Source organism: Clostridium tertium, assembly GCF_902652255.1.
GTDB lineage: Bacteria > Bacillota > Clostridia > Clostridiales > Clostridiaceae > Clostridium > Clostridium tertium_A.
The window spans coordinates 217,825-241,522 of record NZ_CACRTO010000005.1; the positions used below are offsets into that span (position 1 = coordinate 217,825).

The 23,698-nt window shown below is 26.4% G+C and carries 24 protein-coding genes; 5 read left to right on the forward strand and 19 right to left on the reverse strand.

Translation table 11 applies throughout. The annotated features are described in order from the left end of the window. Nucleotides 1–12 precede the first annotated feature (12 nt). Genes spoVAC through spoVAE form a run of 3 tightly spaced genes read left to right on the forward strand, consistent with a single transcriptional unit; the run spans nucleotide 13 to nucleotide 1,862 of the window. Nucleotides 13–492, forward strand: coding sequence for a stage V sporulation protein AC (spoVAC, locus tag GPX08_RS00945; RefSeq protein ID WP_156624491.1), 480 nt, complete (start codon nucleotides 13–15; stop codon nucleotides 490–492). Next, complete coding sequence (gene spoVAD, locus GPX08_RS00950) at nucleotides 493–1,494, forward strand: stage V sporulation protein AD (protein WP_156624493.1); 1,002 nt, start codon at nucleotides 493–495, stop codon at nucleotides 1,492–1,494. After that, nucleotides 1,398–1,862: a stage V sporulation protein AE gene (gene spoVAE / locus GPX08_RS00955; RefSeq protein ID WP_156624495.1), complete on the forward strand. Its 465-nt coding sequence runs from the start codon at nucleotides 1,398–1,400 to the stop codon at nucleotides 1,860–1,862. Before spoVAD ends, spoVAE begins: the two co-directional genes overlap by 97 nt. A gap of 152 nt (nucleotides 1,863–2,014) precedes the next feature. On the opposite strand, the gene GPX08_RS00960 is transcribed toward spoVAE, so the two are convergent. The 15 genes from GPX08_RS00960 to GPX08_RS01030 form a co-directional block, all read right to left on the reverse strand. Continuing rightward, nucleotides 2,015–2,389: a hypothetical protein gene (locus GPX08_RS00960; protein WP_156624497.1), complete on the reverse strand. Its 375-nt coding sequence runs from the start codon at nucleotides 2,387–2,389 to the stop codon at nucleotides 2,015–2,017. A 229-nt stretch (nucleotides 2,390–2,618) separates the two neighbouring features. Next, nucleotides 2,619–3,815, reverse strand: a complete 1,197-nt coding sequence (gene nhaA, locus GPX08_RS00965; protein WP_156624499.1) for a Na+/H+ antiporter NhaA — start codon at nucleotides 3,813–3,815, stop codon at nucleotides 2,619–2,621. A gap of 622 nt (nucleotides 3,816–4,437) precedes the next feature. Then, nucleotides 4,438–5,595 (reverse strand): flagellar protein FliB, encoded by a 1,158-nt coding sequence (locus GPX08_RS00970; protein WP_156624501.1) that lies wholly within the window; start codon nucleotides 5,593–5,595, stop codon nucleotides 4,438–4,440. Between the two features lie 287 nt (nucleotides 5,596–5,882). After that, the gene (locus GPX08_RS00975; protein ID WP_156624503.1) at nucleotides 5,883–6,392 is read right to left on the reverse strand and encodes a ferritin; all 510 of its coding nucleotides are present in this window, start codon (nucleotides 6,390–6,392) and stop codon (nucleotides 5,883–5,885) included. 84 nt (nucleotides 6,393–6,476) lie between these two features. Then, entirely contained in the window at nucleotides 6,477–7,196 is a 720-nt protein-coding gene (locus GPX08_RS00980) for a DUF434 domain-containing protein (protein WP_156624505.1), read from the reverse strand. A 272-nt stretch (nucleotides 7,197–7,468) separates the two neighbouring features. After that, nucleotides 7,469–7,774 (reverse strand): AzlD domain-containing protein, encoded by a 306-nt coding sequence (locus GPX08_RS00985; protein WP_156624507.1) that lies wholly within the window; start codon nucleotides 7,772–7,774, stop codon nucleotides 7,469–7,471. After that, nucleotides 7,764–8,546 (reverse strand): branched-chain amino acid ABC transporter permease, encoded by a 783-nt coding sequence (locus tag GPX08_RS00990; RefSeq protein WP_156624508.1) that lies wholly within the window; start codon nucleotides 8,544–8,546, stop codon nucleotides 7,764–7,766. Before GPX08_RS00990 ends, GPX08_RS00985 begins: the two co-directional genes overlap by 11 nt. A gap of 215 nt (nucleotides 8,547–8,761) precedes the next feature. Beyond that, nucleotides 8,762–9,193, reverse strand: coding sequence for a hypothetical protein (locus tag GPX08_RS00995; protein WP_156624510.1), 432 nt, complete (start codon nucleotides 9,191–9,193; stop codon nucleotides 8,762–8,764). 244 nt (nucleotides 9,194–9,437) lie between these two features. Beyond that, nucleotides 9,438–12,140 (reverse strand): AAA family ATPase, encoded by a 2,703-nt coding sequence (locus tag GPX08_RS01000; RefSeq protein ID WP_156624512.1) that lies wholly within the window; start codon nucleotides 12,138–12,140, stop codon nucleotides 9,438–9,440. Between the two features lie 204 nt (nucleotides 12,141–12,344). Beyond that, nucleotides 12,345–13,724, reverse strand: coding sequence for a hypothetical protein (locus GPX08_RS01005; protein WP_156624514.1), 1,380 nt, complete (start codon nucleotides 13,722–13,724; stop codon nucleotides 12,345–12,347). Then, nucleotides 13,724–16,075 (reverse strand): AAA domain-containing protein, encoded by a 2,352-nt coding sequence (locus tag GPX08_RS01010; RefSeq protein ID WP_156624516.1) that lies wholly within the window; start codon nucleotides 16,073–16,075, stop codon nucleotides 13,724–13,726. Before GPX08_RS01010 ends, GPX08_RS01005 begins: the two co-directional genes overlap by 1 nt. Before the next feature lie 96 nt (nucleotides 16,076–16,171). Beyond that, nucleotides 16,172–16,522: a hypothetical protein gene (locus GPX08_RS01015; protein WP_156624517.1), complete on the reverse strand. Its 351-nt coding sequence runs from the start codon at nucleotides 16,520–16,522 to the stop codon at nucleotides 16,172–16,174. Nucleotides 16,523–16,707: 185 nt separating this feature from the next. Further along, nucleotides 16,708–16,965 (reverse strand): hypothetical protein, encoded by a 258-nt coding sequence (locus GPX08_RS01020; RefSeq protein WP_156624519.1) that lies wholly within the window; start codon nucleotides 16,963–16,965, stop codon nucleotides 16,708–16,710. Nucleotides 16,966–17,031: 66 nt separating this feature from the next. Continuing rightward, a complete protein-coding gene (locus GPX08_RS01025; protein WP_156624521.1) occupies nucleotides 17,032–17,184 on the reverse strand; it encodes a hypothetical protein in 153 nt (50 codons plus the stop codon). 125 nt (nucleotides 17,185–17,309) lie between these two features. Continuing rightward, nucleotides 17,310–18,440, reverse strand: coding sequence for a DEAD/DEAH box helicase (locus GPX08_RS01030; RefSeq protein ID WP_156624998.1), 1,131 nt, complete (start codon nucleotides 18,438–18,440; stop codon nucleotides 17,310–17,312). A gap of 190 nt (nucleotides 18,441–18,630) precedes the next feature. Between GPX08_RS01030 and GPX08_RS01035 the strand changes: the two genes are divergently transcribed. After that, nucleotides 18,631–18,843 (forward strand): 4Fe-4S ferredoxin, encoded by a 213-nt coding sequence (locus GPX08_RS01035; RefSeq protein WP_156624523.1) that lies wholly within the window; start codon nucleotides 18,631–18,633, stop codon nucleotides 18,841–18,843. Beyond that, nucleotides 18,843–19,424: a 4Fe-4S binding protein gene (locus GPX08_RS01040; RefSeq protein WP_156624524.1), complete on the forward strand. Its 582-nt coding sequence runs from the start codon at nucleotides 18,843–18,845 to the stop codon at nucleotides 19,422–19,424. The genes GPX08_RS01035 and GPX08_RS01040 overlap by 1 nt, the downstream gene beginning before the upstream one ends. Nucleotides 19,425–19,666: 242 nt before the next feature. Here the strand turns inward: GPX08_RS01040 and GPX08_RS01045 are convergent, their stop codons facing one another. From GPX08_RS01045 to GPX08_RS01060, 4 genes are read right to left on the reverse strand one after another with little or no spacing between them, the layout of a single operon-like run. Next, a complete protein-coding gene (locus tag GPX08_RS01045; RefSeq protein ID WP_156624526.1) occupies nucleotides 19,667–20,590 on the reverse strand; it encodes an ATP-binding cassette domain-containing protein in 924 nt (307 codons plus the stop codon). Beyond that, nucleotides 20,580–21,659, reverse strand: coding sequence for an ATP-binding cassette domain-containing protein (locus tag GPX08_RS01050; protein ID WP_156624528.1), 1,080 nt, complete (start codon nucleotides 21,657–21,659; stop codon nucleotides 20,580–20,582). Before GPX08_RS01050 ends, GPX08_RS01045 begins: the two co-directional genes overlap by 11 nt. Nucleotides 21,660–21,672: 13 nt before the next feature. Further along, entirely contained in the window at nucleotides 21,673–22,737 is a 1,065-nt protein-coding gene (locus tag GPX08_RS01055; RefSeq protein WP_156624530.1) for an ABC transporter permease subunit, read from the reverse strand. After that, nucleotides 22,730–23,671: an ABC transporter permease subunit gene (locus GPX08_RS01060; protein WP_156624532.1), complete on the reverse strand. Its 942-nt coding sequence runs from the start codon at nucleotides 23,669–23,671 to the stop codon at nucleotides 22,730–22,732. Before GPX08_RS01060 ends, GPX08_RS01055 begins: the two co-directional genes overlap by 8 nt. Between the last annotated feature and the right edge of the window lie 27 nt (nucleotides 23,672–23,698).

Below are 23,698 nucleotides of genomic sequence, written 5' to 3' on the forward strand. Positions count from 1 at the left end.
AGGTGAATTTAAATGTCAAATATGAAAAAGAAAAAAATGACTTCTACTCAGCAACAATATGATGATTTAGTAAAGGCTATAGAGCCCAAAAGACCAATTTTAAAAAACTGTTTAAGAGCATTCTTAGTTGGTGGAGGAATTTGTACTATTGGTCAAATATTTAATTGGCTTTATATACATTATTTAAACTTTGATGAAAAAACGGCTATGACCCCTACTTTAATTACACTAATATTCTTTTCAGTCTTATTTACAGGGCTTGGCGTTTATGATCACTTAAGTCAATGGGCTGGCTGTGGAACTGCAGTACCAATTACAGGTTTTGCAAATTCAATAGCTTCAAAATCAATTGAACATAAAAGTGAAGGCTTTGTTCTTGGCGTAGCCGGTAATATGTTTGGTTTAGCAGGCGCTATAGTTGTATATGGTATAGTTGCAGCTTTTGTAGTGGCTACAATAAAAATGACTATAATATGGTTAGGGGGTATGTAAATGCTAAAAGGACATCAATCATGGGTTTTTGAATCAAAACCTACTATATTATCTTCTGCAGCTCTTGGCGGTCCCTTCGAAGGAAATGGTGCTTTAGCTAATGACTTTGATATAATTACTGAAGATTTATGGCTTGGGCAAGATAGCTACGAGAAAGCTGAAAAAGTTATGTTAGAACATGCTTGTAATAGAGCTATAGAAAAAGCTAATTTACAGAAAGAGGATATAAACTTCTTCTTTAGTGGAGACTTAATGAATCAAATTATTACTAGTAGCTTTGCTGCAAGAACTTTAGCCATTCCATATCTAGGAATATTTGGTGCATGCTCAAGCTCTATGGAAGGTTTAGCACTAGCTGCACAACTTATAGAAAGTAAGGCTGCAAAATACGTTTTAACCTCTGCAAGTAGCCATAATGCTGCAGCAGAAAAGCAATTTAGATACCCTACAGATTATGGAGTCCAAAGACCACCAACTGCTCAATGGACAGTTACAGGTGCAGGAGCTGCAGTTCTTGCTGCAAGTGGTGATGGACCAAAAGTAACATCTGCAACTATAGGTAAAGTTGTAGATATGGGAATATCTGATCCATATAATGTCGGTGCTGCAATGGCACCAGCTGCTGTAGATACTATTGAAGCTCATTTTAGAGATCTACAAATAGATGCTACTCACTATGATTTAATTGCTACTGGAGATTTAGCAAAGGTTGGTCATGAAATTGCTAACGCATTATTTAAAAAGCATAAAGTTAATATGCCTGAAGATATTTTTACAGACTGTGGCTTATTAATATACAGTAAGGAGCAACCAAGTTTTTGTGGCGGAAGTGGTTGTGCTTGCTCTGCTACTGTTACATATGGACACTTACTTAATCGAATGAGAAAAGGAGAGCTAAAAAAGATATTAGTAGTTGCAACTGGAGCTCTAATGTCCCCCATCTCCTTCCAGCAAAAAGAAAGTATACCTTGTGTAGCTCATGCTGTCTCTATAGAAATGTAAAAGGGTGTGATATTATGGAAAAGTTTATATTTGCCTTTATTGTAGGTGGTATTATTTGCGTTATTGGTCAACTTATAATGGATATCTTAAAAGTAACTCCAGCTCATACTACTTGTACTTTAGTTGTAATTGGAGCAATTTTAGGTGGATTTGGATTATATGATCCTCTAGTAAAACTAGCAGGTGCTGGTGCTTTTGTTCCTATAAGTAGTTTTGGAAATACACTAGTAACTGCAGCAATTACAGAAGCTGAGCAAACTGGATTTATAGGTATTTTTTCAGGTATTTTAAAAACAGTAAGCGGTGGTGTTTCTGCTGCTGTAGTATTTGGCTTCTTTGCTGCAATTATATTCAAACCTAAAGGATAAAATAAAAGGAATGTTAAATAGCTCATTAGCTTAACATTCCTTTTATAAACTATATAAATAGTTAAAATTCTTACTATAAAATATTTTAAGCAGTTCCAAGCATAAAACTTTTGTATCATTAATAAACAGCAAAAGCCTTTTAATCAAATATCTTAAAATAATAATATAAGATCTATTAAACTATTAGTATACATAATCAATTCGTCATAATTTAATGGATTAGAAGTTTTTATTATACCATCTAAATTAAACTGAATATCCTTTAAATACTTAAGAAGATAAATCTTACTATTAGTATATCCTAAAGTAAATTTATCATTTTCTAATCCATCTATAATACCATCTACTACAGCTTTAGATTTCAATGTTTTCTGATTTATACCATCAAGAAAATCCTTAATAAACTCTATCTTAAAGACTATTTTTTCCCTCATTATAGAAGTCATTTCTCTTAAAATATATATTTCGTCATTCAAATCAACGTAATTTTTCTTACCTATTATTTTTTCAATTAATTTTCTATCCAATACACCCTCCACATAATATCTCATTACTTTAATTTTAATAGTAATTAGATTTATTTTCAACATTAGTAATATTACTAACATTATTATAGTATCTTATTTTCATAGGTTTGTTATTTATAAAGCTAAACTTCTTTAGTTATTTTTTAATTGAGAAATATGTTATATATAAATAAACCATCAATAACACAGTTCTGTATTATTGATGGTTTAAAATGATTATAAGCTATTACTATGCTTTAACTTCTTTTATATTTGATTTTTTACCTAAATTAATTGCTATAGCAGCAATTGAACAAGTAATTATAGCCGCTAGTAAAATAGACATTTTCACTATATTTAGTATATCATCATTACCTGCAAATGCTATTTCAGATACAAATATAGACATAGTGAAACCTATTCCTGCAAGCATTCCAACACACATTATATCATACCATTTAACATCCCTAGGTTTTTCTATAACCCTAAATTTAGATAAAACAGATGTAAATAATAATATACCTAAAGGTTTTCCTACTACTAGTCCAATTATTATACCTAAAGATACCTTTAATGCTCCTTCTGGAATTGATGAAATATTCATATTTATTGCAGTATTAGAAAATGCAAATAAAGGAAGAATAATTAAATTAGCATAAGGTGCTAATACATGTTCAATTCTAATCAGTGTACATTGAAGTGTATCCTTGTCACACTTACTAATTGGTAATGTAATAGCCAATAAAACACCACTTATAGTTGCATGTATTCCACTTGCATATATGCAAAGCCATAAGATAAATCCTAATATAAAATAAGGTGTAATTCTTTCTTTTTTATCAATCTTTCTTAATGATAGTAAAAGTATAAATGTTATAGCTCCTAAAGCTAAAGGCATTAATTTTACTCCTGATGAATAAAATATTCCTATAACTGCAATAGAAATTAAATCATCTACAACAGCTAACGTTAATAAAAATATCTTTAATGACTTGCTAAGCTTATTCTTAAATATCATAAAGGCTCCAATAGCAAAGGCTATATCAGTTGATATTGGCACACCTACTCCCCCAGCATATGGTGTATTTCTATTAAGAATAAAAAATATAATAGCAGGGATAGTTACTCCTCCAATAGCTGCTATAACAGGGAAAGAAGCTCTTTTAACATCTGATAAATGTCCTCTTATAACTTCCATTTTAATTTCGCAACCAACAACTAAGAAGAAAATCGCCATTAAAAAATCATTTATAAACTTATGCAAATTAAATCCTGGTAATATCTCTATATGATGAAATATGTTCTCATAAAGAACTTTAAAAGGGCTATTTGCAATTATTAATGCAAATATAGTTGCAATTAATAGTAATAATCCTGGTAGTGCCTCCCACTCAATAATTTTTTTGAAATTAATCAAATTACTTCTTTCTTCATTTGTAAAATCCATTCCGTCCTCCATTTGTCAACAATTCTTAAATTTTCTATATTTAAAAACACATAATTATACCTTTTGGAAAAATACATAAATGTATACTTCCAAAAGGTATATCCTTGCGCAAGTTCTATTATAACAACTATATTTCACTTTACAATAAAAGTTATTTTTTTAACTATTTTTTAATTTATTTAAAAATATTTATGTTATTATACATAAATTATATAGTTTAAATATATAAAATTATTACTATTAGTTTCAATTTTGTATTTTTAAGTAATGAATACGATAACATTTCAATCTTTTTATTTCTACTATTGTTAAATTTATTTCATTAGTATACTTACCTTTAAATACAATAATATTAAACTACTATGTATGTTGCTTTTATTATTATAAATAAAATTAAATCCTATTAAATAGGTTAATTATAATTGTATTAAGCACTTTAATTAACAATAATTTTAAGTATTAATTTCTATAAAACAAACAGACAGTAGATAAATTCCTTTTACAAAATCTACCTACTGTCTTAATATTATATAATTTCTATTTCAAAATTATGATTTTTGACAATTCATTTATAACTTATTTCTATAAATATCTAATACATCTTTTATATTATAGAGTTAATCTAATTCAATAAAGTAATTATTAGATTTGAAATACTAAAGGCTTTATTAGTTTCAAAAAGTTCTTCTAATGACTCAACATTTTCTTCTAAATGCTCTATATCTTTAGAATATGTATGTGCAATATCTACCATATCTTCAAAGGTAAATTCCTTGTTTTCTAGATATCTTACTGCTGCTAATTCCTTAATCATTAAATAGCTTACTATAGCTAATTTTATCTTAGCTAATACATCATAATTAAAAACTGCCTTCATAAAATACCTATATACAAAGTAAAGTAATATTTGCTCAAATTCGTAAGTCTTTTCTTTATAATACTCATTAAATTTATTATGAATATCTACGTAAATATCTTTATCTCCTTCACTTTGCCAAAAATATCTTACTGCATTTTCAAGACCTAAAATATCATTTGGTTTAATATGCTTTAAACTAATAAAAACATCAAAGAAATCTCTAATATTATTATATTTTTTATTTTCCTTTCCCATAAAGTCTTTTAATTCATTGATAATGCTATTAATAACTTCCTTATCTGTATACTTGTCTTTTACTGACTTTATTAAATTAATATCATTTCTATCAATTTTTTCTTGAACATCATCAATAAATTTTAATACAATGCTACATCTAATATTTAGATCTAAACTTGTATCCTCTAAAAAATCAAAAACTACTTTTCTACATTGCATAAGATTTATATATAAATTTGGGTTTATATCATTATAAGAGCTTACTTCTTCATCACTTTCTTCTAAAATGAAATTCATCTTTGAAGAAGAGCCAAGAATTATTCTACATGCTTCAGGACAAGACAAAGAAAGCCCTATTTCTCTTAAAGAACCAAATTCCTCAAGGTAACGTGGATATTGTCTACAAGTATAACAAAGCCCATCTCCACCAATATTACTATATATCTCACATAAATTATTATCATTTAAAAATGAGCATCTATCTCCATTTAGAACAAAAACATTATCACCTTCATCTATAACTATCTTGCTTCTTAGATAATCTCCAAACTCACCTTCTACCGCTTGATACTTCTCATAAGATTTATCATCTATAACTATTCCCCATCCAGCACAGCAAGTATCTTCACATTTATCAGCTATACATTTAAACTTATCAAAATAATCTGGTTTTCTTATTTTCATTTTATCCTCACAAAACTTAAATTCTATTATATCTATGTTCAAATAATTTTACTCTATCACTACTTAGATAACAAATTAATTTTAATACTGAAATTATAATGATTCAAGAGTTATTTGAATTTACATTATATATAAGAATTTAGCCTATAGAGATAGCTTTATTTGTAGTGCTGCTAAGAAGCTATATTGCTTATAGCATTACAATCTACAAGTCCCATAAAAATAGTGTACTAATTAATCAAAGCTTTATAAAATTGAATTATATCAATTTTATAAAGCTTTTAAGATTAATTATTCGTAATTTGTGTATAAACTCTTGTGGCTAATTCATCATCCATTAAATAAAGTCCTGCAGGATTATCTTGAATTCTTCTTACTCTCTTTACTAATGAATTAAAGTTATTTTCTTCCTCAACTTGTTCATCTATAAACCATTTTAATAGACTTATAGTAGAATGTTCTCTTTCTTCATAAGCAATATCTGTTAATTCATATATCTTTCTAGTAACTAATTGTTCATGCTCATAACCTTTTTCAAAAACATCAATTATTCCATCATAATCTCCATTAGGTTTGTTTACTTGCTCTAATATAACTGTACCATTCTTTTGATATACATAATCATATAATTTCATTGCATGATCTAATTCTTCCTTTGCTTGAACTCTAAAGAAGTTAGCAAATCCATTTAAATCTATAGATTCACAATATCCAGCCATAGCAAGATATGTGTATGAAGAATAGAATTCAAAATTAATTTGATCATTTAAACCCTTTAATAATTGTTTACTTAACATAAAATATGTACCCCCTCGTATAAACTATATCTCTTTATATTCTATACCATTTCCCATTTTTTAATCAATAACTATTCAACAAAATTAGTCATTAAATTTGATAAAATTCACCAAGTTATTATTAGATATGCTATTTTCTATAATATATCTATTTAAATTAATCCAGCTAATACAATTATCTAGAATTATTGCATCACTTGATACTACATTCTCTTTAGATTTTAAAATACTATCTACCTTATCTAGAACTTCTACTTCTATTTCTAAGTTTGAGCCTTTAAATATATCTAAAATCTTAATTTTTAATCTACCAGAATTTGAAACAGGCTTATCTAAATAAAATATAGCTTTGTCAATTTCATTTATAACTAAATAATCCTTTATTAAGTTAATAGCATTTTCCGTCTTATCAATAATTGAATAAGTTCCTCTTAATCCTGCTAAATCTCTTATGGTACCATCCATGGATTTAATAACTAAAGAATTAGATAAAGCTACTTCTAAAGTTATTATAGTATTAAATCCATCTATATGGACTATATTAACATCGTTAAGATCACTAATCTCTTTTGACTTTCTTATTCTTATATCATCATCTTTTGAAATCCCTCTTGCTAAAGAAAGCCTCTGCCTTTCAGATAAAAGATAATGGTTACCTATAAAAGTTGATGAACCTTTAAGCTTATAGCCTCTATTTAAAAGATATATTAGATCCTCTGAAGCCTTATATAATTTATTTAAGCTATCCCCTTTAAAATCTTTTTCATCTGTTGGAATATAACCTCGTCTTACTGCTTTACTCATAATATTCTACCTTATTTATAATTTTATTTATTAATATTATTTCAATAGCTATAATAAATAATACAGGTGCTGTTTCGCAATGAAAAATTAATAATGAAGAATGAAAAATTGATAAAAAAACTCCTTTAGAGTTTTAATAAGTAATTAATTTTAGTAATTCTTGTAGGAATTACATCAATAATTCTTCATTTTTAATTGTTAATTTAGGCTATTTGTGAGACAGCACCTTATTGTAAAACTAAGGATTGTGCATTTTCTATTTATAAATTTACTTAAATAAAAAGCTCTATTATAAAAACTACTAAGCAAGCTGATAAAGAAACCTTAATTAAACTTCCACCCTTATATGAAACAATAATTGCTGTAATGAGAGCTGCAAGTCCTGACCACATACTACTAGTTGAACTTAGAATCCCTGGAAAAGTCATTACAGCCAAAGTAACAAAAGGTACATAATATAAAAATGAAAGAATAGTTTTATTTTTAATTTCCTTTTGTATTAATGTAATTGGTAGTAATCTTATTAAATAAGTTACAAGTGCCATTACTAAAATATAAATATAAACATTATTCTTCATTATTATCCTCCTTTATTGGAAACAGTATAGCTGCTGCTCCTGCAATTAATATAGTTAAGATAATAATTCTAAAACCTGATGATATTTCATTTAAAATTGGTAGCTTTGTAAATACAAAGCTTAGAATCATAGAAGCAAAAACTACAATTAATATATTTCTATTTTCTTTTGCTGGTGGAACTATTATAGCTATAAACATACCATATAGAGCAACACCTAAAGCACTTAAAACTCTTGGAGGAAAAATACTTCCCGAGATCCCACCAAGTAGTGTTCCTAGTGCCCAACCTGGCATTGCAACACTAAAAAGTCCATATGCATAATAAGGGCTTAACTTCCCCTCTGTGCAAGCTGAAACTCCAAAAATCTCATCTGTTATACCAGTTGCAATTAAAAACCTATGTATTAAAGGTACATCTTTATCTAACTTTTGAGATAAAGTACAAGACATAAGACAATATCTCATATTAATAACTAACTGAGTTATTATCATTTCAAAATAACTAGCTGAAGCTGCAATAAGCCCAACTCCTGCAAACTGTCCAGCTGAAGTCAGATTAGTAATAGACATTAAAACTGCTTGAAATACAGTAAGTCCTGCCTTTTTAGCTGCAATTCCAAAGGTAAAAGATACAGCTATGTATCCAAGTGCTATAGGAATTCCATCTTTAAAACCATTCTTAAAGTAAGTAATTCTACTCTCAGAATATAAATTTTCTTCTAAGAACGTCTCTTCAAGACCATCATTTAAATAGCCCCTTTTTCTTTCCATGTAAACATCACTTTCCTTCCCCAAATCACTACCAATTTTACTATAAATTCATATAATTTTCCAGTATGCGAAGCTATCTTTAATAGATTCACAATTTAACTTCTCTACTTACCAATATAAAATACTAATCTCGAATATAAAAAGAAGCTATACAAGATTGATAATTCATCCTGTATAGCTTTATAGTTTTATAATTTTCATATTTAGACTAAGCATTACACATTATTATAATAAGTTATAGTTAAATGACCAATTCCAAATAATATTGCTGTAATAATTAATAAAACATGTAATAATATTATTCCACTAAATAAAAATATTAAGGTTGGAATAATTGCAAGTGCCATAGCCTTTGAAAGTGTAGCTTTTTGAAAATATAAAATCCAAGTTAAGCAATAAGCTAAAGCTAGTACACCTATCAAAATCATATAAATACTTTTAGCATTAGAAAACCAGTATCCATACTCTAAAAATGAAATATTAAAAATCATTAAAAACATAGAACCAAATCGTCCAATTTGTTCTATAGTTTCAATAAACTTATTATGATATTTACTTTCAATATTCTTTTCTCTTATTGCAAATATAATGTTTGGAATCATGATGATTATTATAATTGTTAATCCGTAGGTGTTGAACCAATCCATGTATTTATCCCCTTGCATAATTTAATCATCACTACAAACACAGAACTTATTTTGAATCTCTACATATTCTTTATCACTTAACCTATCTAAATACTTGTTAAAGTGATCTTCAGAGCAGAATATACCTATTTTGTTTTCAAAGTAATTTTCGGTTAGTTCTTTATTACAATATTTACATTTTTTCATCTTAAATGATTAATTTCCTTTCATTTTATTTTATATCTACTACTATTTATTAAACAATTTATTTCAATATTTCGTTTAATTTATTTATTAATTTCTCTTTTTCTCTACTACCATCAGTTCTAAATCTAATATTAGGAATTCTATATTTATCTAATATATTATCCTTTATCATATCGCGTCTTATTTGTTTTTCGCTTTCAACATGATATTTATATCCATCAACTTCAATTGCTAAAATAGGCATTTTATTAATCTTATTAAATATAATAAAATCACTATGTGTCCAAGGATTTAATACAAATTTTTTCTCATCTGAATTTAATTTATTTATATTCCTTATAAGCATTTTTAGTGGTACATGAACTGCAACATCAAGAAAGTTATATTTCTCATATGAAAGAATATTAGTTATTAATTCATACATTAAGTTTTCTGAATTAAAATCAGATATTTTTTTTGATTTTTTAAGAACTTCAAGTAGTTTATTTGAGTAAGATTTATATAATAAATCAAAGATTGAAGAGACTTCACTTTCAATAATTTCAAGATTATTATATTGAATATAATTAATCAGATCTCCTATATTACTCTTTGTATTTTCAAAGTCTGATGTAACTACTATTAGTTTTTTTACAGCTCTCGATACAGCTACATTAATAATATTTGAATTATCTATAAAATCATTCACAGTATTAGATACAGTACTTAATATTATTATATCTTTCTCTCTACCTTGAAATTTATGTACAGTATCAATTTGAATTCCTCCACTTACATATTCAGATATATTATGCACTTGAAGTCTATATGGAGCAATAATCCCTATAGAATTTATATCTTCTATAGTAGGAAGAATATTATATCTAATTACATCAATTTGCCTTTGATTTACTTTTCCTCTTGCATGGTTTCCTTCATTAGTTTTATATAGTACTAATGGGTTATCATTTTCATTTGATTCTGTCAATACAATTAGCTCACTATTATAGAATTTTTTATTACAATAATCTATTATTTGTGGATGACATCTATAATGCTCACGTAATAATGTTCTAGGAATATACTTATTTAATTTACTTATTGATGATAATAAATTATTATTACTAAAATTATAAACCTCATCTAATTCATATCTTTTAAAAATATCATTACAAATAATCTTATCTCTTTCTTCAATTACATTAGTTAACTGTTTTAAGTCACCTACAACTACTATATTTTTAGTGCAGGATAAAGATAAAACTCCTGTTAATAAATCAACTTGAGATGCTTCATCTATTATTACATAATCAAACATATAGTTAGTGCTAATACAATTCCTTATTGAATGTGTAGTACTTAATAAGACAGGATACTCTCTCATAATATCATCGAAATTATTCCATAAATCTTCCTGTGTAAATTGTGGTCTCTCATTATTTTTACTATATTTAGTATATAAATAATTTTTAAATATAGCTAATGAATTTTCACTATAAGTTTTCATCTCATTATCGAAATTATAGTTATGTAATTCTTTTTCTATAGAGTGAATTTCATTAGTAAGTTCAGTATTTTTTGTTTCATAATATTTAATGTATATATCATCTATTAATTCATTTATTGGAATCTTATAAATTTTGAAATTAACAATTCCATACTTAAATAAATTTATTAGCTTATCTTTTAATGTAACTTTATATTCTTCAGTATTACTTAATTTCATATTAACTACAAAATTCATTAGTTTATCAGAATTTAATTTAAATAAACTTTTAAATCTATTAACTTCAGTTTTATCATAGATATATTCTTGCAAAAAATGTTTATACTCTATATTAAGATCATTGTATTGTTGTCTCAATCTAGCTAACTCATTCTTTTTTTGAAGCATATTATCTAAAGTAGTTTGAGAATTCAAAATATCCTGCTTTAATTTCTGTAATTTCTCATAATTAATTTCCCAACTACTCATATCTGTATAACGTAAACTTTGATTTTCTATGAAATTATCTTTATTTTCTTTCTTACCTAAAACGGAGCAAATAAAGTCAAGATTATTACTTTTCAACTTTTCAAATATATTATCTATAGCTGCATTATTATTAGATAAAACAGCAACAGTTTTGTCTTGCAGTAATATATTTGCTATTATATTTAATATAGTTTGTGTCTTTCCTGTACCTGGTGGCCCTTCAATAATACTAATGGAATTGCTTAAAGCTTTTTCTGCAGCTTCTTTTTGACTTAAATTAAATCTAAAAGGAAAGATCATAGTATCGTTATAATTATTCTTTTTTATATCTTTTGGATTTAAGTAGTATGAAAGAACGCTATTAGGACTTATAAAAGATATTTTATCATATTGTTTTTCTAAAAAATTTTTACTTCCATCAATAGTTAATCCTATTTCTCTTGATATTTCTTTAAAATATTCAAAACAATTCTTAGATTTTTTATCATTAAGACATGACTCTTCAACACGAATTTCATATTTAGGAACAGTCTGAGTATATTTATTTTTATAAATTACTTTAATATAACTTTCAAACTTAATAAGTTTTTCTACTCCATTTAATGCTTTTCCATTCAGATATATAACTTTATTCTCTATATTAACTTCATTATGATCTCGTAACCATATGACATTATTATAATTATATTTATAACTTTTCCCTCCTAAGTAATTGATTATGTATTTCCCATTTTCATATTTACAATATTTTATTTTAGAAGTCTGATCTTCTCCTTTAACGAGAATAAGATTTTTCTCTATATTCAATAGTAGTACTCCCTTTTCTTAAATTACTTTAACTAAATACATTGTACCATATTTTACTAAAACTCTTAATTTTTATATATTGTTTTATTATCAGTTCTTAACTTATTTTCGAGATAAGTATAGTAAATACATCTTTTAAAACTAAATAATTTATAAAAGCCTATAGAATTTTTATAACTGCTTAAAATTCTATAGGCTTTTATTTTAAATTGTTAAACTAAAATACTTTTCAATATCTAGTCTTAATAATTTATCATTTTTCAAATATAAATTCTTTATATTTTCTCCTTTTATATAATCACTAAAATCTAGTAAAAAATTAAAATTCAATATATCTATTTCAATATCAGTGAAATTTAATTTATTATTTATAACTAACTTTATTTCCTCCTCAAGTTCAAAAGTTTTAGGATATATTAATGCTAGTTTATTACATCCTCCTCTTAAAGCATAACTACACATTTGATACATATCGCTTTGACTAATTCCGTAATGCTCTAATTTATTACTATTTATAACTTTGTATTTTGTATCTAATATATATTCATTACTACAATTATCTTTAAGATATATATCCATTTTTAAGTTGAATAATTTTCCTGAATGATTTTCATTTAAATATAAATCTGCTAAATACAAATTACTTTTTTGCCTTATTATTTCCTTAAAATTGCAGTTATAGTTCTCTTTAATAAAGTTATAAATAAAATCTTCAAATATAAGCTCCATAGGTAATAAAAAGCAAAAGTTTAACTTATCATTATTTTTACCTAATGTAATAGAAGAATTCTTTAAAAACAATTCACATAATGAAATAACATTTTCGTATTCTTTATTAAACCTATTGATATTTATATTATTACAAGCGGATTCTCCAAATATAATATCATCAATATCCTCTAATATGAATAGTATTTTTTCTAAATTTATAATACTTTTTTTATTTTTAGATACAGAATATAATTTTCTAGCAACGAATTTTATAATTTTATTTACTTTGTTGTTATAAATAAAAGGTTCATGTACTACATTAAAACTATTCCATCTACCTGTAGATATATTATTTTTAAAGTACTCCTTAATGTTTATTCTTCCTTTTAGATAACTTAACTCTTCTTCCACTTCTTCATAACTAAAATAGGGACTTGAATATACTGCATCTAATGTAATTTTACTAAATATATAAATTAAAATTTCTAAAAAGCTTTCTTCTTTATTAAACTCTAAATCTATATCTATGATAGGAAATTTTATTCTACTACTACCTCTTAACCAGTACATTAAATTAGTTATAAGAAACTTATCTACATCCTCTTCTTTTATTTCATTAGTAAATATCTTTGGATAAACTGTTACACTCTCCCCATTAAAATTAATAAACCCAACATAATTCCTAGCCTTTATATAATCTCCATCAAAGGTTAAAAACTTCTGTTCTTTATCTCCTTCTTCATTATTATAAATATCACTATCATCATACAAAAAGTATCTTTTCTTCCAGCATTGATTTAAATATGCTCTAAATTCATTGCTATTTATTGAGTTAAGTTTTTTATAAGCCCCAAACTCTTTTAACTTTATCATTATTCTTCAATCCCATCATACTCTAATTGAAAGGTATTTATATTTTGTATTATTTTAATTCCAGCTTTATCTAAAATTTCAATAACATCCTCTGAATCCATATAAAAATATTCATTTAATAATGGAATTATTTTATTATTTATTATTTTATCTATATCCTCTAGATTCTTATTAATAAAGAATGCATGTCCTATTAAAAAATCTGCACTTCTTTTCTTAGTATAAATTTCATTATTTATACTTCTTAATATATGTTCAAAGCTTGGTATAAGGTCATAATCTGGATACATTGGTACAAAATCAAATCTTCTTCTTAATGCAATATCAATATTGGCAATTGATTTATCAGCTGTGTTCATTGTTCCTATAATATATAGATTTGGTGGTACACCAAAGCTTTCTTTAGATGGTAATGTTAATATAGTTTCATTAGCTTGACCTAATCTTTTATCCTCTTCTATTAAAGTGATAAGTTCTCCAAAAACTCTTGATATATTTCCTCTGTTTATTTCATCTATTATCATCACATATAAATGATTTAAATCATTCTTAGCTCTTTCAACTAAATCCTTAAATATACCATCTTCTTTAATAAATGAAAGCTGATCAGTATTATTAATATTTGCTTTTATTCCTTGTATAAAGTCTTCATAACTATAATTTTGATGAAAGGTCGTAAATACAATTCTTTTTTCGCTAAGATATTTTTTGTATCTATTAAAAACTGATTCCCTATTATTCTTTGCTTCGTTTATAATTTCATCTATTTCCTTATTCTCTACAATACTCACAGCATAATTAATTGTATTATAAGTTTTACCTGTTCCAGGTGGCCCATATAGAATAATATTTAATGGTGTAGTTATTTCTTTTTCAAAAGGCTTATAATCACCATTATTTTCATCTTCTATTTCTATATTGGCACTTGCTGGATAGTTATTTGAATTCTCTTTTAAGTTATCTAATATAGTATCTATATCAATTTCAAATACATTATTTATAACTTCAAGCTCATAGGCTTTTTTATACTCTTCTTTCACTGATATTACTTGCTTAGAACTAAATTTATTCCCCCAATCTTTAGTGTTATCCAATTCATTTGTATATTTATCTGTTTCTTTTATCTTTGTAAATTCATAATAATATAATCCCTCTTTTTCTGAAACATTCCCATTAAAAGCACCTAAAAATAGAATTCTATTATTATTATCAATTGCATAAAATATATTATTAATATTTGATACTAAATTAATCTTTTTTGTATTTAGTACTAATATATTCTCATTTAGTTTATTACTTATATTCTCTTTATCTAAGTTTGTTCCCTTATATGGTTGTATTTTAAAATAGTTAATTTCTTTATCCCATAATGAAATTATCTCTTTACTAAACATAATATGAGCATATACTATACCTTTATTTTTGTTATTTCTAACTTCTATATTATATTTATTAAGTTTCTCATAAATAATACTACATAGAGTATCATAATTCTTTTCAACTATTTTATCAGGAACTAAAAGATTAATAAATTGCTTCAGTTTATCATTTTTGAAGGCTGCTAATTTATCTTCTGGACTAAGTATATACATTATTACATTTCTAATTACCTCAGGAACTTTATTTAAATCATTATATTTTTTATAACTAATTAAACTCTCAATCCATCTATTTTGTCTTACAAATGTTAATGCTAATACACGTTTATCATCATATTTATTATAAACTAACTTGTTATATGAATTTTTATCTGCATAGGCAACTACTTCATAAATTAACTTAAGAAAATTATACTTTTCCTCATTATTCTCATATTTTTTTATAAAGTCTCCAGAGCTAAATGAGTTTAAAGTTTCCATATCTGACTTTAATTCATCAAGATTACTATTGCTAATTTTAAAGGATATATATTCATTCCATTTAGTTAATAGTTTTTCAAATGCATACTCTTCCATATACATATATTTTTGAATATAATCCTCATTATTTTTTATTGATAAATGTATTTTTTCTTTTAATCTTTCTTCATATTCATTCTTAGTTGCTTCATAACATTTTAGCAATATCTCAAACACTTTCTCTAAATTACTTAATTCATTTATGTCTATTTTTGAGTTTAATGTCCAATTATATTTATCAGGCATTATTTCAATATTTAGAGCCTTTATATCACTTTCTTCTAAATATTTCTTATTAACATATATATTAATATTACTTCTATTAAAATGTGCTTGAGCAAATAGCTTTGAATTTACTTTATATCCAGTATAGCTCAATGTTTTATTTGATATAACTAAATCTAATCCCATAAGAAAATTTGAAACTTTATCTTTTATTTCTTCAATACTCATTTATATCTCCTTTATGTATAGTTATTAGTATTTCTTCATAGTATATTAATTTAAAAGAATATATCTATATTTATTTTTTAAATCTTATTAAACTTTCTATTTATAGTTATAAACAAGATGTCCTATTAATGAAAAATAGTAAACTTGATTTCTTGTTTTATTTGATACCTCTTTACTTACTTTTTCATCATTCTCTCTTTTAATAAATAAAGGATAAACTTCTTTAAAATTAGTATAAGTTAATTTTCTTTCAGCTGTAATTTTGCTTGATGGTTCATTTATAGATGCTTTATTTATGGATATTATATTTCCATCACTTATTGCTGAAAACCATATTGGCTTTTTATTAGTTTTAGGTAATGTACTTAACTCTTGCCTTTTATTAAATAACCGATTTATAATTATTTCCCAAGCATTTTCAACATTAACAACATCTTTAATACTCATAATATTCACCCTTTCAAATTACTTGTTTTAATAACAAAATCTCTAAAATCTAAGTTTTCATGTTCATAATTATCACCAAATACATTATAGAAATAATGAATATCTTTTCTATAACGTAACTAAACTTCTATTTTTCGCATACATAATCTTGCTTAATAAAATATTATAAATAATTCATTTCAAATTTAACTATTAAATAATTCATCTAGCTGATTTAATGCGTCTTTTATATCTTTATAGATATAAAACTTCATTGGTTGTTTTTTTGTATAATCTATAATTTTATTTTCAACTAATACTGAGACTAGCTGACTACTAGTCTGAGCCTTTATTAGTTTGTTCTTATGATCTTTATTACTTATATAAATAAAAGGACCTACTCCAGTTGAAAAGTAATTATCTATTACTAATTCCTCGCTACTCTTTTTATCTATAGAATTCATCTTTTCAACATTATTATTTAGTGTTATCTATCCTTTATTTGAAATAAAGTTTATTATGTCAATAACCTATTTTTTAGTAAATTCAAATTGCTTTGTTTTACTATCATTTTTAAATATCTTTTCTATAATTAGTTTACTATCATCGATGTACCACTTAAACTCCTTTTTCCTTGAGCTTAATGTATAACTAATTTTAATATTATCATTCTCTTTATACATGCTACACCTCCAATATAATTTATAATATATATGATATCATTTTTACCATATTATGTATAGATTCTGTCTGTATAAGAAAAAAACTTACATCATTACTAAATTAATGACATAAGCTTTATTTTATACTATTCTATCTTACCTTTATAAAGATGTTTTTCTTCAATATTAATCTTAAAGTTCTTTTCATGCATCTTTATTATGCTTTCTTCTCTATCCGAAACTATTGAAAATACATCTCCCTTTTCCCCTGCTCTTCCTACTCTTCCTGCTCTATGTAAATAATCCTTAGGATCTTCAGGTATATCTAGGTTAATAACATGAGTTACTCCCTTTATATCTAATCCTCTAGCAGCAACATCTGAAGCAATTAATACTTGTATTTTACCTTTTCTAAAGTCTTCTAGAGCCTTTTTTCTCTCTTCCATTTTATTATTACCAGCAATAGTGGCTATCTTTATCTTACTTGCTGATAAGTTTTCAATTGCCGTATTTGTAGTATAACTATCATTATTAAATACTAATATTTTTTCTGCCTTTGTTGCATTTATAATCTTTCTTAAAGTTTCTATTTTCTTTCTACCATCAATTTTTATATAATTATGGCTTATATTTTCATTAACTTTATTGTTTTTAACTGATATAACATTTATATCTTCTTTTAATGTCTTAGCAATATCTAAAGTTTTCCCTGTTAATGTAGCTGAAAACATCATAACTTGAGTTTGCTTTTGAGTACATTTAATTATGTCCTTTACAGCAGGTAGATTGTTTTTATCTAAAAGCTTATCTACTTCGTCAATTATAATAGTTTTTATAGTATGTGCTGTTACCTTCTTTTTGCGTATTAATTCTAATATTCTTCCAGCAGAACCAACTATAATATGAGGTTTTGACTTTAAGCTATCTATTTGCCTTTTGATATTAGCACTACCTATTAAAGATGTAGATGTAATATCTAAAGTGGCTCCCTTTTTCAATTCATTGATTGTATTATTTATTTGAATAGCTAACTCGTGTGTTGGAGCTAATATTATGCATTGCATTTCTTTTCTATTTATATCTATTTTTTCTATTATTGGTAAAAGATAAGCTAATGTTTTACCAGTACCTGTTTCAGATTGTCCAATTAAATTATCTCCATTAAGAGCTAAAGGAATAATTTCCTTCTGTATTTCAGTAGGTTCTTTAATCCCCATAGTATTCAATCCACTTATAATTTTTTCGTTTATTTTAAGATTTTCAAAATTCATTCTTATATCTACCTCTTTCATTCAACTAGTGATTATTAAACTTTATCAGTAGTATTAAACTTTGTCAAAATATTTATAACACTCGTAAAGTAAAGCCTTTAATAAGCTTTTATTATATTCCAGTGATTTTGTCACAGTTAAATCCTTTCCATTATCATAGAATAGTCCATGAAATCTATAATATAGGAGGATTATAATGGCTAAACAAATAATTAGAAGAAAGGCATACGTTGACACAAAATATTGTGTTGCATGTGGAGTATGTCAAAAAACTTGTCCTTTTGGAGCAATTACTGTATATAAGGGAATCTATGCAGAAGTTACACTTGATAAATGTGTTGGTTGCTCTAAATGTGTAAAAGCATGTCCTGCATCAGTTATTGAAATAAAAGAGGGGGTATCTCAATAATGAACAAAAAGAAGCAGAAAAAGAATTGGTATGATTATCTTTGGATTTTAACTATTTTATATTTTACATTAGGATTATTTAATATATTATTTGCTTGGCTCGGTTTATTATGTTTTTCTATTCCTTTAATAATAAGTCTAACTAAAAAAGATAAAGCTTATTGTAATATATACTGTGGACGAGGACAACTTTTAGAAATTATCGGAGCTAAATTTTCACGAAATAAACCTATTCCTAAATTTTTAAAAACAAACTGGTTTAGATATGTATTTTTAATATTCTTCTTAGCTATGTTTGTTAATATGTTATATGTTACTACCTTAGTTTTTAATGGTACTACTGGTTTAAAGGAAGTTATAACTCTTATGTGGACCTTTAAATTACCTTGGCACTTTGCTGACTTAACTAATGTTGCTCCATGGGTTGCTCAATTTGCCTTTGGTTTTTATAGTATGATGCTTACTTCTACTATATTAGGTTTTATTACTATGTTCTTATATAAGCCTAAATCTTGGTGTGTTTATTGTCCTATGGGGACTATGACTCAAGGAATATGTATTATAAAAAATAAGCTTAATTAGGTATAGATAATTAAAACCATTAAAGTTAGATTAATTTAAATCCTGTACTTTAATGGTTTAACTTTATGATAAATATTCTTGTCAATGTAAAGAGCTATCCAACAAACGTTCAAATTGTGAATTAATAATTATTGATGTAGTTCTTCAAGAAATACATCAATAATTGATATTTAAAACTCCTTAGGAGTTTTTTCATTAATTCTTCATTATTAATTCTTAATTTTACATTATGCGGAGCATCTTTATGTCCAACTATTTAATTCTTCATCAGTTGCAAGTACATAATGAGTTCCATCTATGTGGTGATTTACACCCTTAGCGTAATCTATCCCACTAGTCTTGTAATCATAAGATTCCGCTATCCTTGTTTTTTCTACATTTGGATTTGGATGAGGAATTGCAGATATCAATGACTTAGTATATGGATGAATTGGATTTGAGAATATTTCTTCTGTAGTTCCTGTTTCAAGTAAATATCCTAAGTGTAATACTCCTATTCTATTTGAAATATATTTTACCATTGATAAGTCATGAGCTATAAATAAAAGTGCAGTATTAGTTTCCTTTTGAATTTCTTTCATTAAGTTTACTACTTGTGCTTGAATCGAAACATCTAGAGCACTTATAGCTTCATCTGCTATTATTAATTTAGGGTTCATTATAAGAGCTCTTGCTATACCGATACGTTGTCTTTGTCCACCTGAAAATTGGTGAGGATATCTATTAGCATGCTCCTTTGATAAACCTACCTTTTCTAAGATTTTATATACTTTTTCATTACGCTCTTCTTTACTATTATATAAATGATGAATATCTAGCCCTTGAGCAATTATATCTAATACCTTCTTACGTGGATTTAAACATGCCATAGGATCTTGGAAAATCATTTGCATATTAGTTCTTAAATGTTTATTTTCCTTTTCTGATAATTTCCCTGAGATATCTTCTCCATCAAATTTTATTTCTCCTGCTGTTGGATCATATAATCTAATTATTGAACGTCCAATTGTAGATTTTCCGCTACCAGACTCCCCAACTAGTCCATAAGTCTCTCCTGGATATATTTCAAAAGAAACTCCATTTACAGCTTTCACTGTAAACTTTCTACTTATTTTAAAATGTTGTTTTAAGTCTTTTACTTCTAATAAAGGTTGCTTATTTTCCATTAACGTATGCCTCCTTTAACATTCTGTCTATTCTATTACGCAACTCTTCTGGCATTTCAATCTTAGGTGCCTTTTCATGTAATAACCAAGTTGATGCATAGTGAGTATCTGTAATCTTAAACATAGGAGGTTCAACACGATTATCAATATTTAAGGCATAAATATTTCTTGGTGAGAAAGCATCTCCTTCTACTTCTTTTAATAGATTTGGTGGTGTACCTGGTATTGTATAAAGTTTGTCATCGTTAGTATCTATATCAGGCATAGCTGATAATAATCCCCAAGTATATGGGTGTCTTGGATCGTAGAATATTTCATCTACCCTTCCTTTTTCAACTATCTTTCCTGCATACATAACAGATACATAATCAGCTACCTTTGCTACAACTCCAAGATCATGAGTGATGTATATTACAGAGATATTCAACTTCTTTTGAATATCTTTTATAAGTTCTAATATCTTTGCTTGTATAGTTACATCAAGTGCAGTTGTTGGCTCATCACATATTAATAAATCTGGATCACAAGCAAGTGCTATAGCTATAACTACTCTTTGTCTCATACCTCCTGATAATTGGTGAGGATAACTTTTCATATGCTTTTCTGCATTAGTTATTCCAACAAGTTCTAATAAATCAACTGCTTTTTTATAAGCTTCCTTTTTAGGCGTTTTATAATGCCAAATCATACCTTCCATAATTTGTGCACCAATAGTCATAGTAGGATTTAAAGAAGTCATTGGATCTTGGAATATCATAGCAATTCTCTTACCATTTATTCTTTTTCTCATTTCCTTCTTTGATAATTTTAATATATCTACATCAACTTTTTCATTTTCTCTATAATAAGTAAAATCTATACTTCCTGAATTAACTACACCATTACTACTTAATATTCCCATTGCAGCCTTCATAGTAACTGATTTACCACTACCACTTTCACCTACTATAGCAAGAGTTTCTCCTCTATACAAATCTATGTTAACTCCACGAATTGCATTTACCATACCTGCTGATGTTTTAAAAGATATGGATAAATCTCTTATTGTTAATACTTTTTCTCTATTCATTTATCCTTACCTCCTACATTTCTTTCATCTTAGGGTCAAACGCGTCACGAATACCATCTGCGAGCATATTGAAGCTTAACATTAGTATTGCAAGTACTATTACAGGTGCAGCTATCATATAAGGATGAGTTGTAAATTGCTTAAAGGCATCACTAATTAATGATCCTAAAGATGCCATTGGAGCTGGAACTCCAAGTCCTATAAATGCTAAGAAAGCCTCTGTAAATATTGCATTTGGAATTGAGAACATTGTATTTGTTATTATAGGCCCTAATATATTAGGAAGAATTTCTTTAAATATAATAAAGAAACTTTTTGCTCCTAAGGTTCTTGAAGCTAATACAAATTCTTGCTCTTTAAGCTTAAGTACCTGGGCTCTTGCAATTCTATTCATACCTATCCACCCCGTGATCATAAGTGAGAAGGTAATTGTCATTAATCCTGGCTTTAGTACTATTATAAGTAAGGTTACTATTACAAGACTTGGAATACCATTTAGTATTTCTGCAAAACGTTGCATAGCATTATCTACTGCTCCTCCAAAATATCCTGAAATTAATCCATAGCTTAAACCAAATATAATATCTATTATAACGGCAACAAGTGCAATATATAGAGAAATTCTAGTACCCATCCATGTTCTAGTAAACATATCTCTTCCTAAAACATCTGTACCAAACCAATAATAAGTGTCTTCAAGTCCAGTTTTACTTCCATTATTTGAAACATACTTGTTAACTTCTACAGACCCTTGTGAAGTATTTAGAGTTTCTCCACCATCTAATATTCCAAGCTTTTCGATTCCTGGAACTCTTGGTGCTAAATTTTGATGTTCAATAATTTGTGAATCATATGTATGTCCATTCATGTGAATTCCTGCTATAGCCATAAATGTTATAAAAACAATACAAACAAGTCCAACTATTGCTCCTTTGTTTTTCTTAAGTCTTCCTAAAACATCTTTCCAATAAGATTGATTAGCATAAAGTGTATCGTCAGGAGATAAATTTTCTTTTCCAACTAATTCAAAGTCATTTTCTAAAAATTCTAGTTCTTCATAATTTATTTCTTTACTCATGATTATCCCCCTTTGCTAATCTTATTCTTGGGTCAATTATTCCATATAAAATATCAACTATAAGCATTAATCCAATAAACATAGCACTATAAATAAATGCTAGCGCAACTATTACGTTATAATCATTTGATTGTATAGCAGTAACTAAAAGACTTCCTATTCCAGGAATGGAGAATATTTTTTCTACTACTAAACTTCCTGTCATAAGTCCAACTACTAATGGTGCTAAAACTGTAATAATTGGAATTAGAGCATTTCTTAAAGCATGTCTAGTTAAAAGCGTTAGTCCACTTATACCTTTACTTTCTGCAAGTTGCATATAATCCGAACCTAAGACTTCTAACATCTCTGTTCTTGTAAAACGAGCTATTGTAGCAATAGTAAACATACATAGAGCTATTGTTGGTAGTACCGATGATTTAAAGGGCTGCTCTGCTGAATATAAAAGTGGAAACCAAGTTACCTTAAATCCTAAATAGTATGATAGTCCAAGTGCAAATACATATGAAGGTAAACTAACTCCTAATACGGAAATTATAGTTGTAAGTGTATCCCAAATTGTATTGTGCTTTATAGCAGCTATTACACCTAAAATTAATCCTATTACTGTTCCTAATAAGACAGCTTGTCCTCCAACTCTTAATGATATTGGTAAACGTGTTTGTAATAATGAAGAAATTGGTGTGTTCTTTGAAATTGTATAAGAAACACCAAAGTCACCAGTAAGCATATTTTTTACATAATTAAAAAATCTAACTAATAATGGCTGATCTAATCCATACTTTTGATTTAATAGTGCAAGTTGATCTGCAGTTAATTTTTCATCATTAAATGGAGATCCTGGCATATATTCTAGCATTAAAAATAGTACTAATAATATCACTAATAATGTCACTATGGAAATTGCTATTCTTTTAAGCAAATATTTTTTCATATTGCAATTCCTCCTTGTTAAAAAATG

Excerpts from the sequence above, each read along its gene's own strand:
- spoVAC (WP_156624491.1), top strand. The coding sequence starts at position 13 with ATGTCAAATATGAAAAAGAAAAAAATGACTTCTACTCAGCAACAATAT.
- spoVAD (WP_156624493.1), top strand. The coding sequence starts at position 493 with ATGCTAAAAGGACATCAATCATGGGTTTTTGAATCAAAACCTACTATA.
- nhaA (WP_156624499.1), bottom strand. The coding sequence starts at position 3,815 with ATGGATTTTACAAATGAAGAAAGAAGTAATTTGATTAATTTCAAAAAA.
- GPX08_RS00970 (WP_156624501.1), bottom strand. The coding sequence starts at position 5,595 with ATGAAAATAAGAAAACCAGATTATTTTGATAAGTTTAAATGTATAGCT.
- GPX08_RS00975 (WP_156624503.1), bottom strand. The coding sequence starts at position 6,392 with ATGTTAAGTAAACAATTATTAAAGGGTTTAAATGATCAAATTAATTTT.
- GPX08_RS00980 (WP_156624505.1), bottom strand. The coding sequence starts at position 7,196 with ATGAGTAAAGCAGTAAGACGAGGTTATATTCCAACAGATGAAAAAGAT.
- GPX08_RS00985 (WP_156624507.1), bottom strand. The coding sequence starts at position 7,774 with ATGAAGAATAATGTTTATATTTATATTTTAGTAATGGCACTTGTAACT.
- GPX08_RS00990 (WP_156624508.1), bottom strand. The coding sequence starts at position 8,546 with ATGGAAAGAAAAAGGGGCTATTTAAATGATGGTCTTGAAGAGACGTTC.
- GPX08_RS00995 (WP_156624510.1), bottom strand. The coding sequence starts at position 9,193 with ATGGATTGGTTCAACACCTACGGATTAACAATTATAATAATCATCATG.
- GPX08_RS01005 (WP_156624514.1), bottom strand. The coding sequence starts at position 13,724 with ATGATAAAGTTAAAAGAGTTTGGGGCTTATAAAAAACTTAACTCAATA.
- GPX08_RS01010 (WP_156624516.1), bottom strand. The coding sequence starts at position 16,075 with ATGAGTATTGAAGAAATAAAAGATAAAGTTTCAAATTTTCTTATGGGA.
- GPX08_RS01015 (WP_156624517.1), bottom strand. The coding sequence starts at position 16,522 with ATGAGTATTAAAGATGTTGTTAATGTTGAAAATGCTTGGGAAATAATT.
- GPX08_RS01020 (WP_156624519.1), bottom strand. The coding sequence starts at position 16,965 with ATGAATTCTATAGATAAAAAGAGTAGCGAGGAATTAGTAATAGATAAT.
- GPX08_RS01025 (WP_156624521.1), bottom strand. The coding sequence starts at position 17,184 with ATGTATAAAGAGAATGATAATATTAAAATTAGTTATACATTAAGCTCA.
- GPX08_RS01035 (WP_156624523.1), top strand. The coding sequence starts at position 18,631 with ATGGCTAAACAAATAATTAGAAGAAAGGCATACGTTGACACAAAATAT.
- GPX08_RS01040 (WP_156624524.1), top strand. The coding sequence starts at position 18,843 with ATGAACAAAAAGAAGCAGAAAAAGAATTGGTATGATTATCTTTGGATT.
- GPX08_RS01045 (WP_156624526.1), bottom strand. The coding sequence starts at position 20,590 with ATGGAAAATAAGCAACCTTTATTAGAAGTAAAAGACTTAAAACAACAT.
- GPX08_RS01050 (WP_156624528.1), bottom strand. The coding sequence starts at position 21,659 with ATGAATAGAGAAAAAGTATTAACAATAAGAGATTTATCCATATCTTTT.
- GPX08_RS01055 (WP_156624530.1), bottom strand. The coding sequence starts at position 22,737 with ATGAGTAAAGAAATAAATTATGAAGAACTAGAATTTTTAGAAAATGAC.
- GPX08_RS01060 (WP_156624532.1), bottom strand. The coding sequence starts at position 23,671 with ATGAAAAAATATTTGCTTAAAAGAATAGCAATTTCCATAGTGACATTA.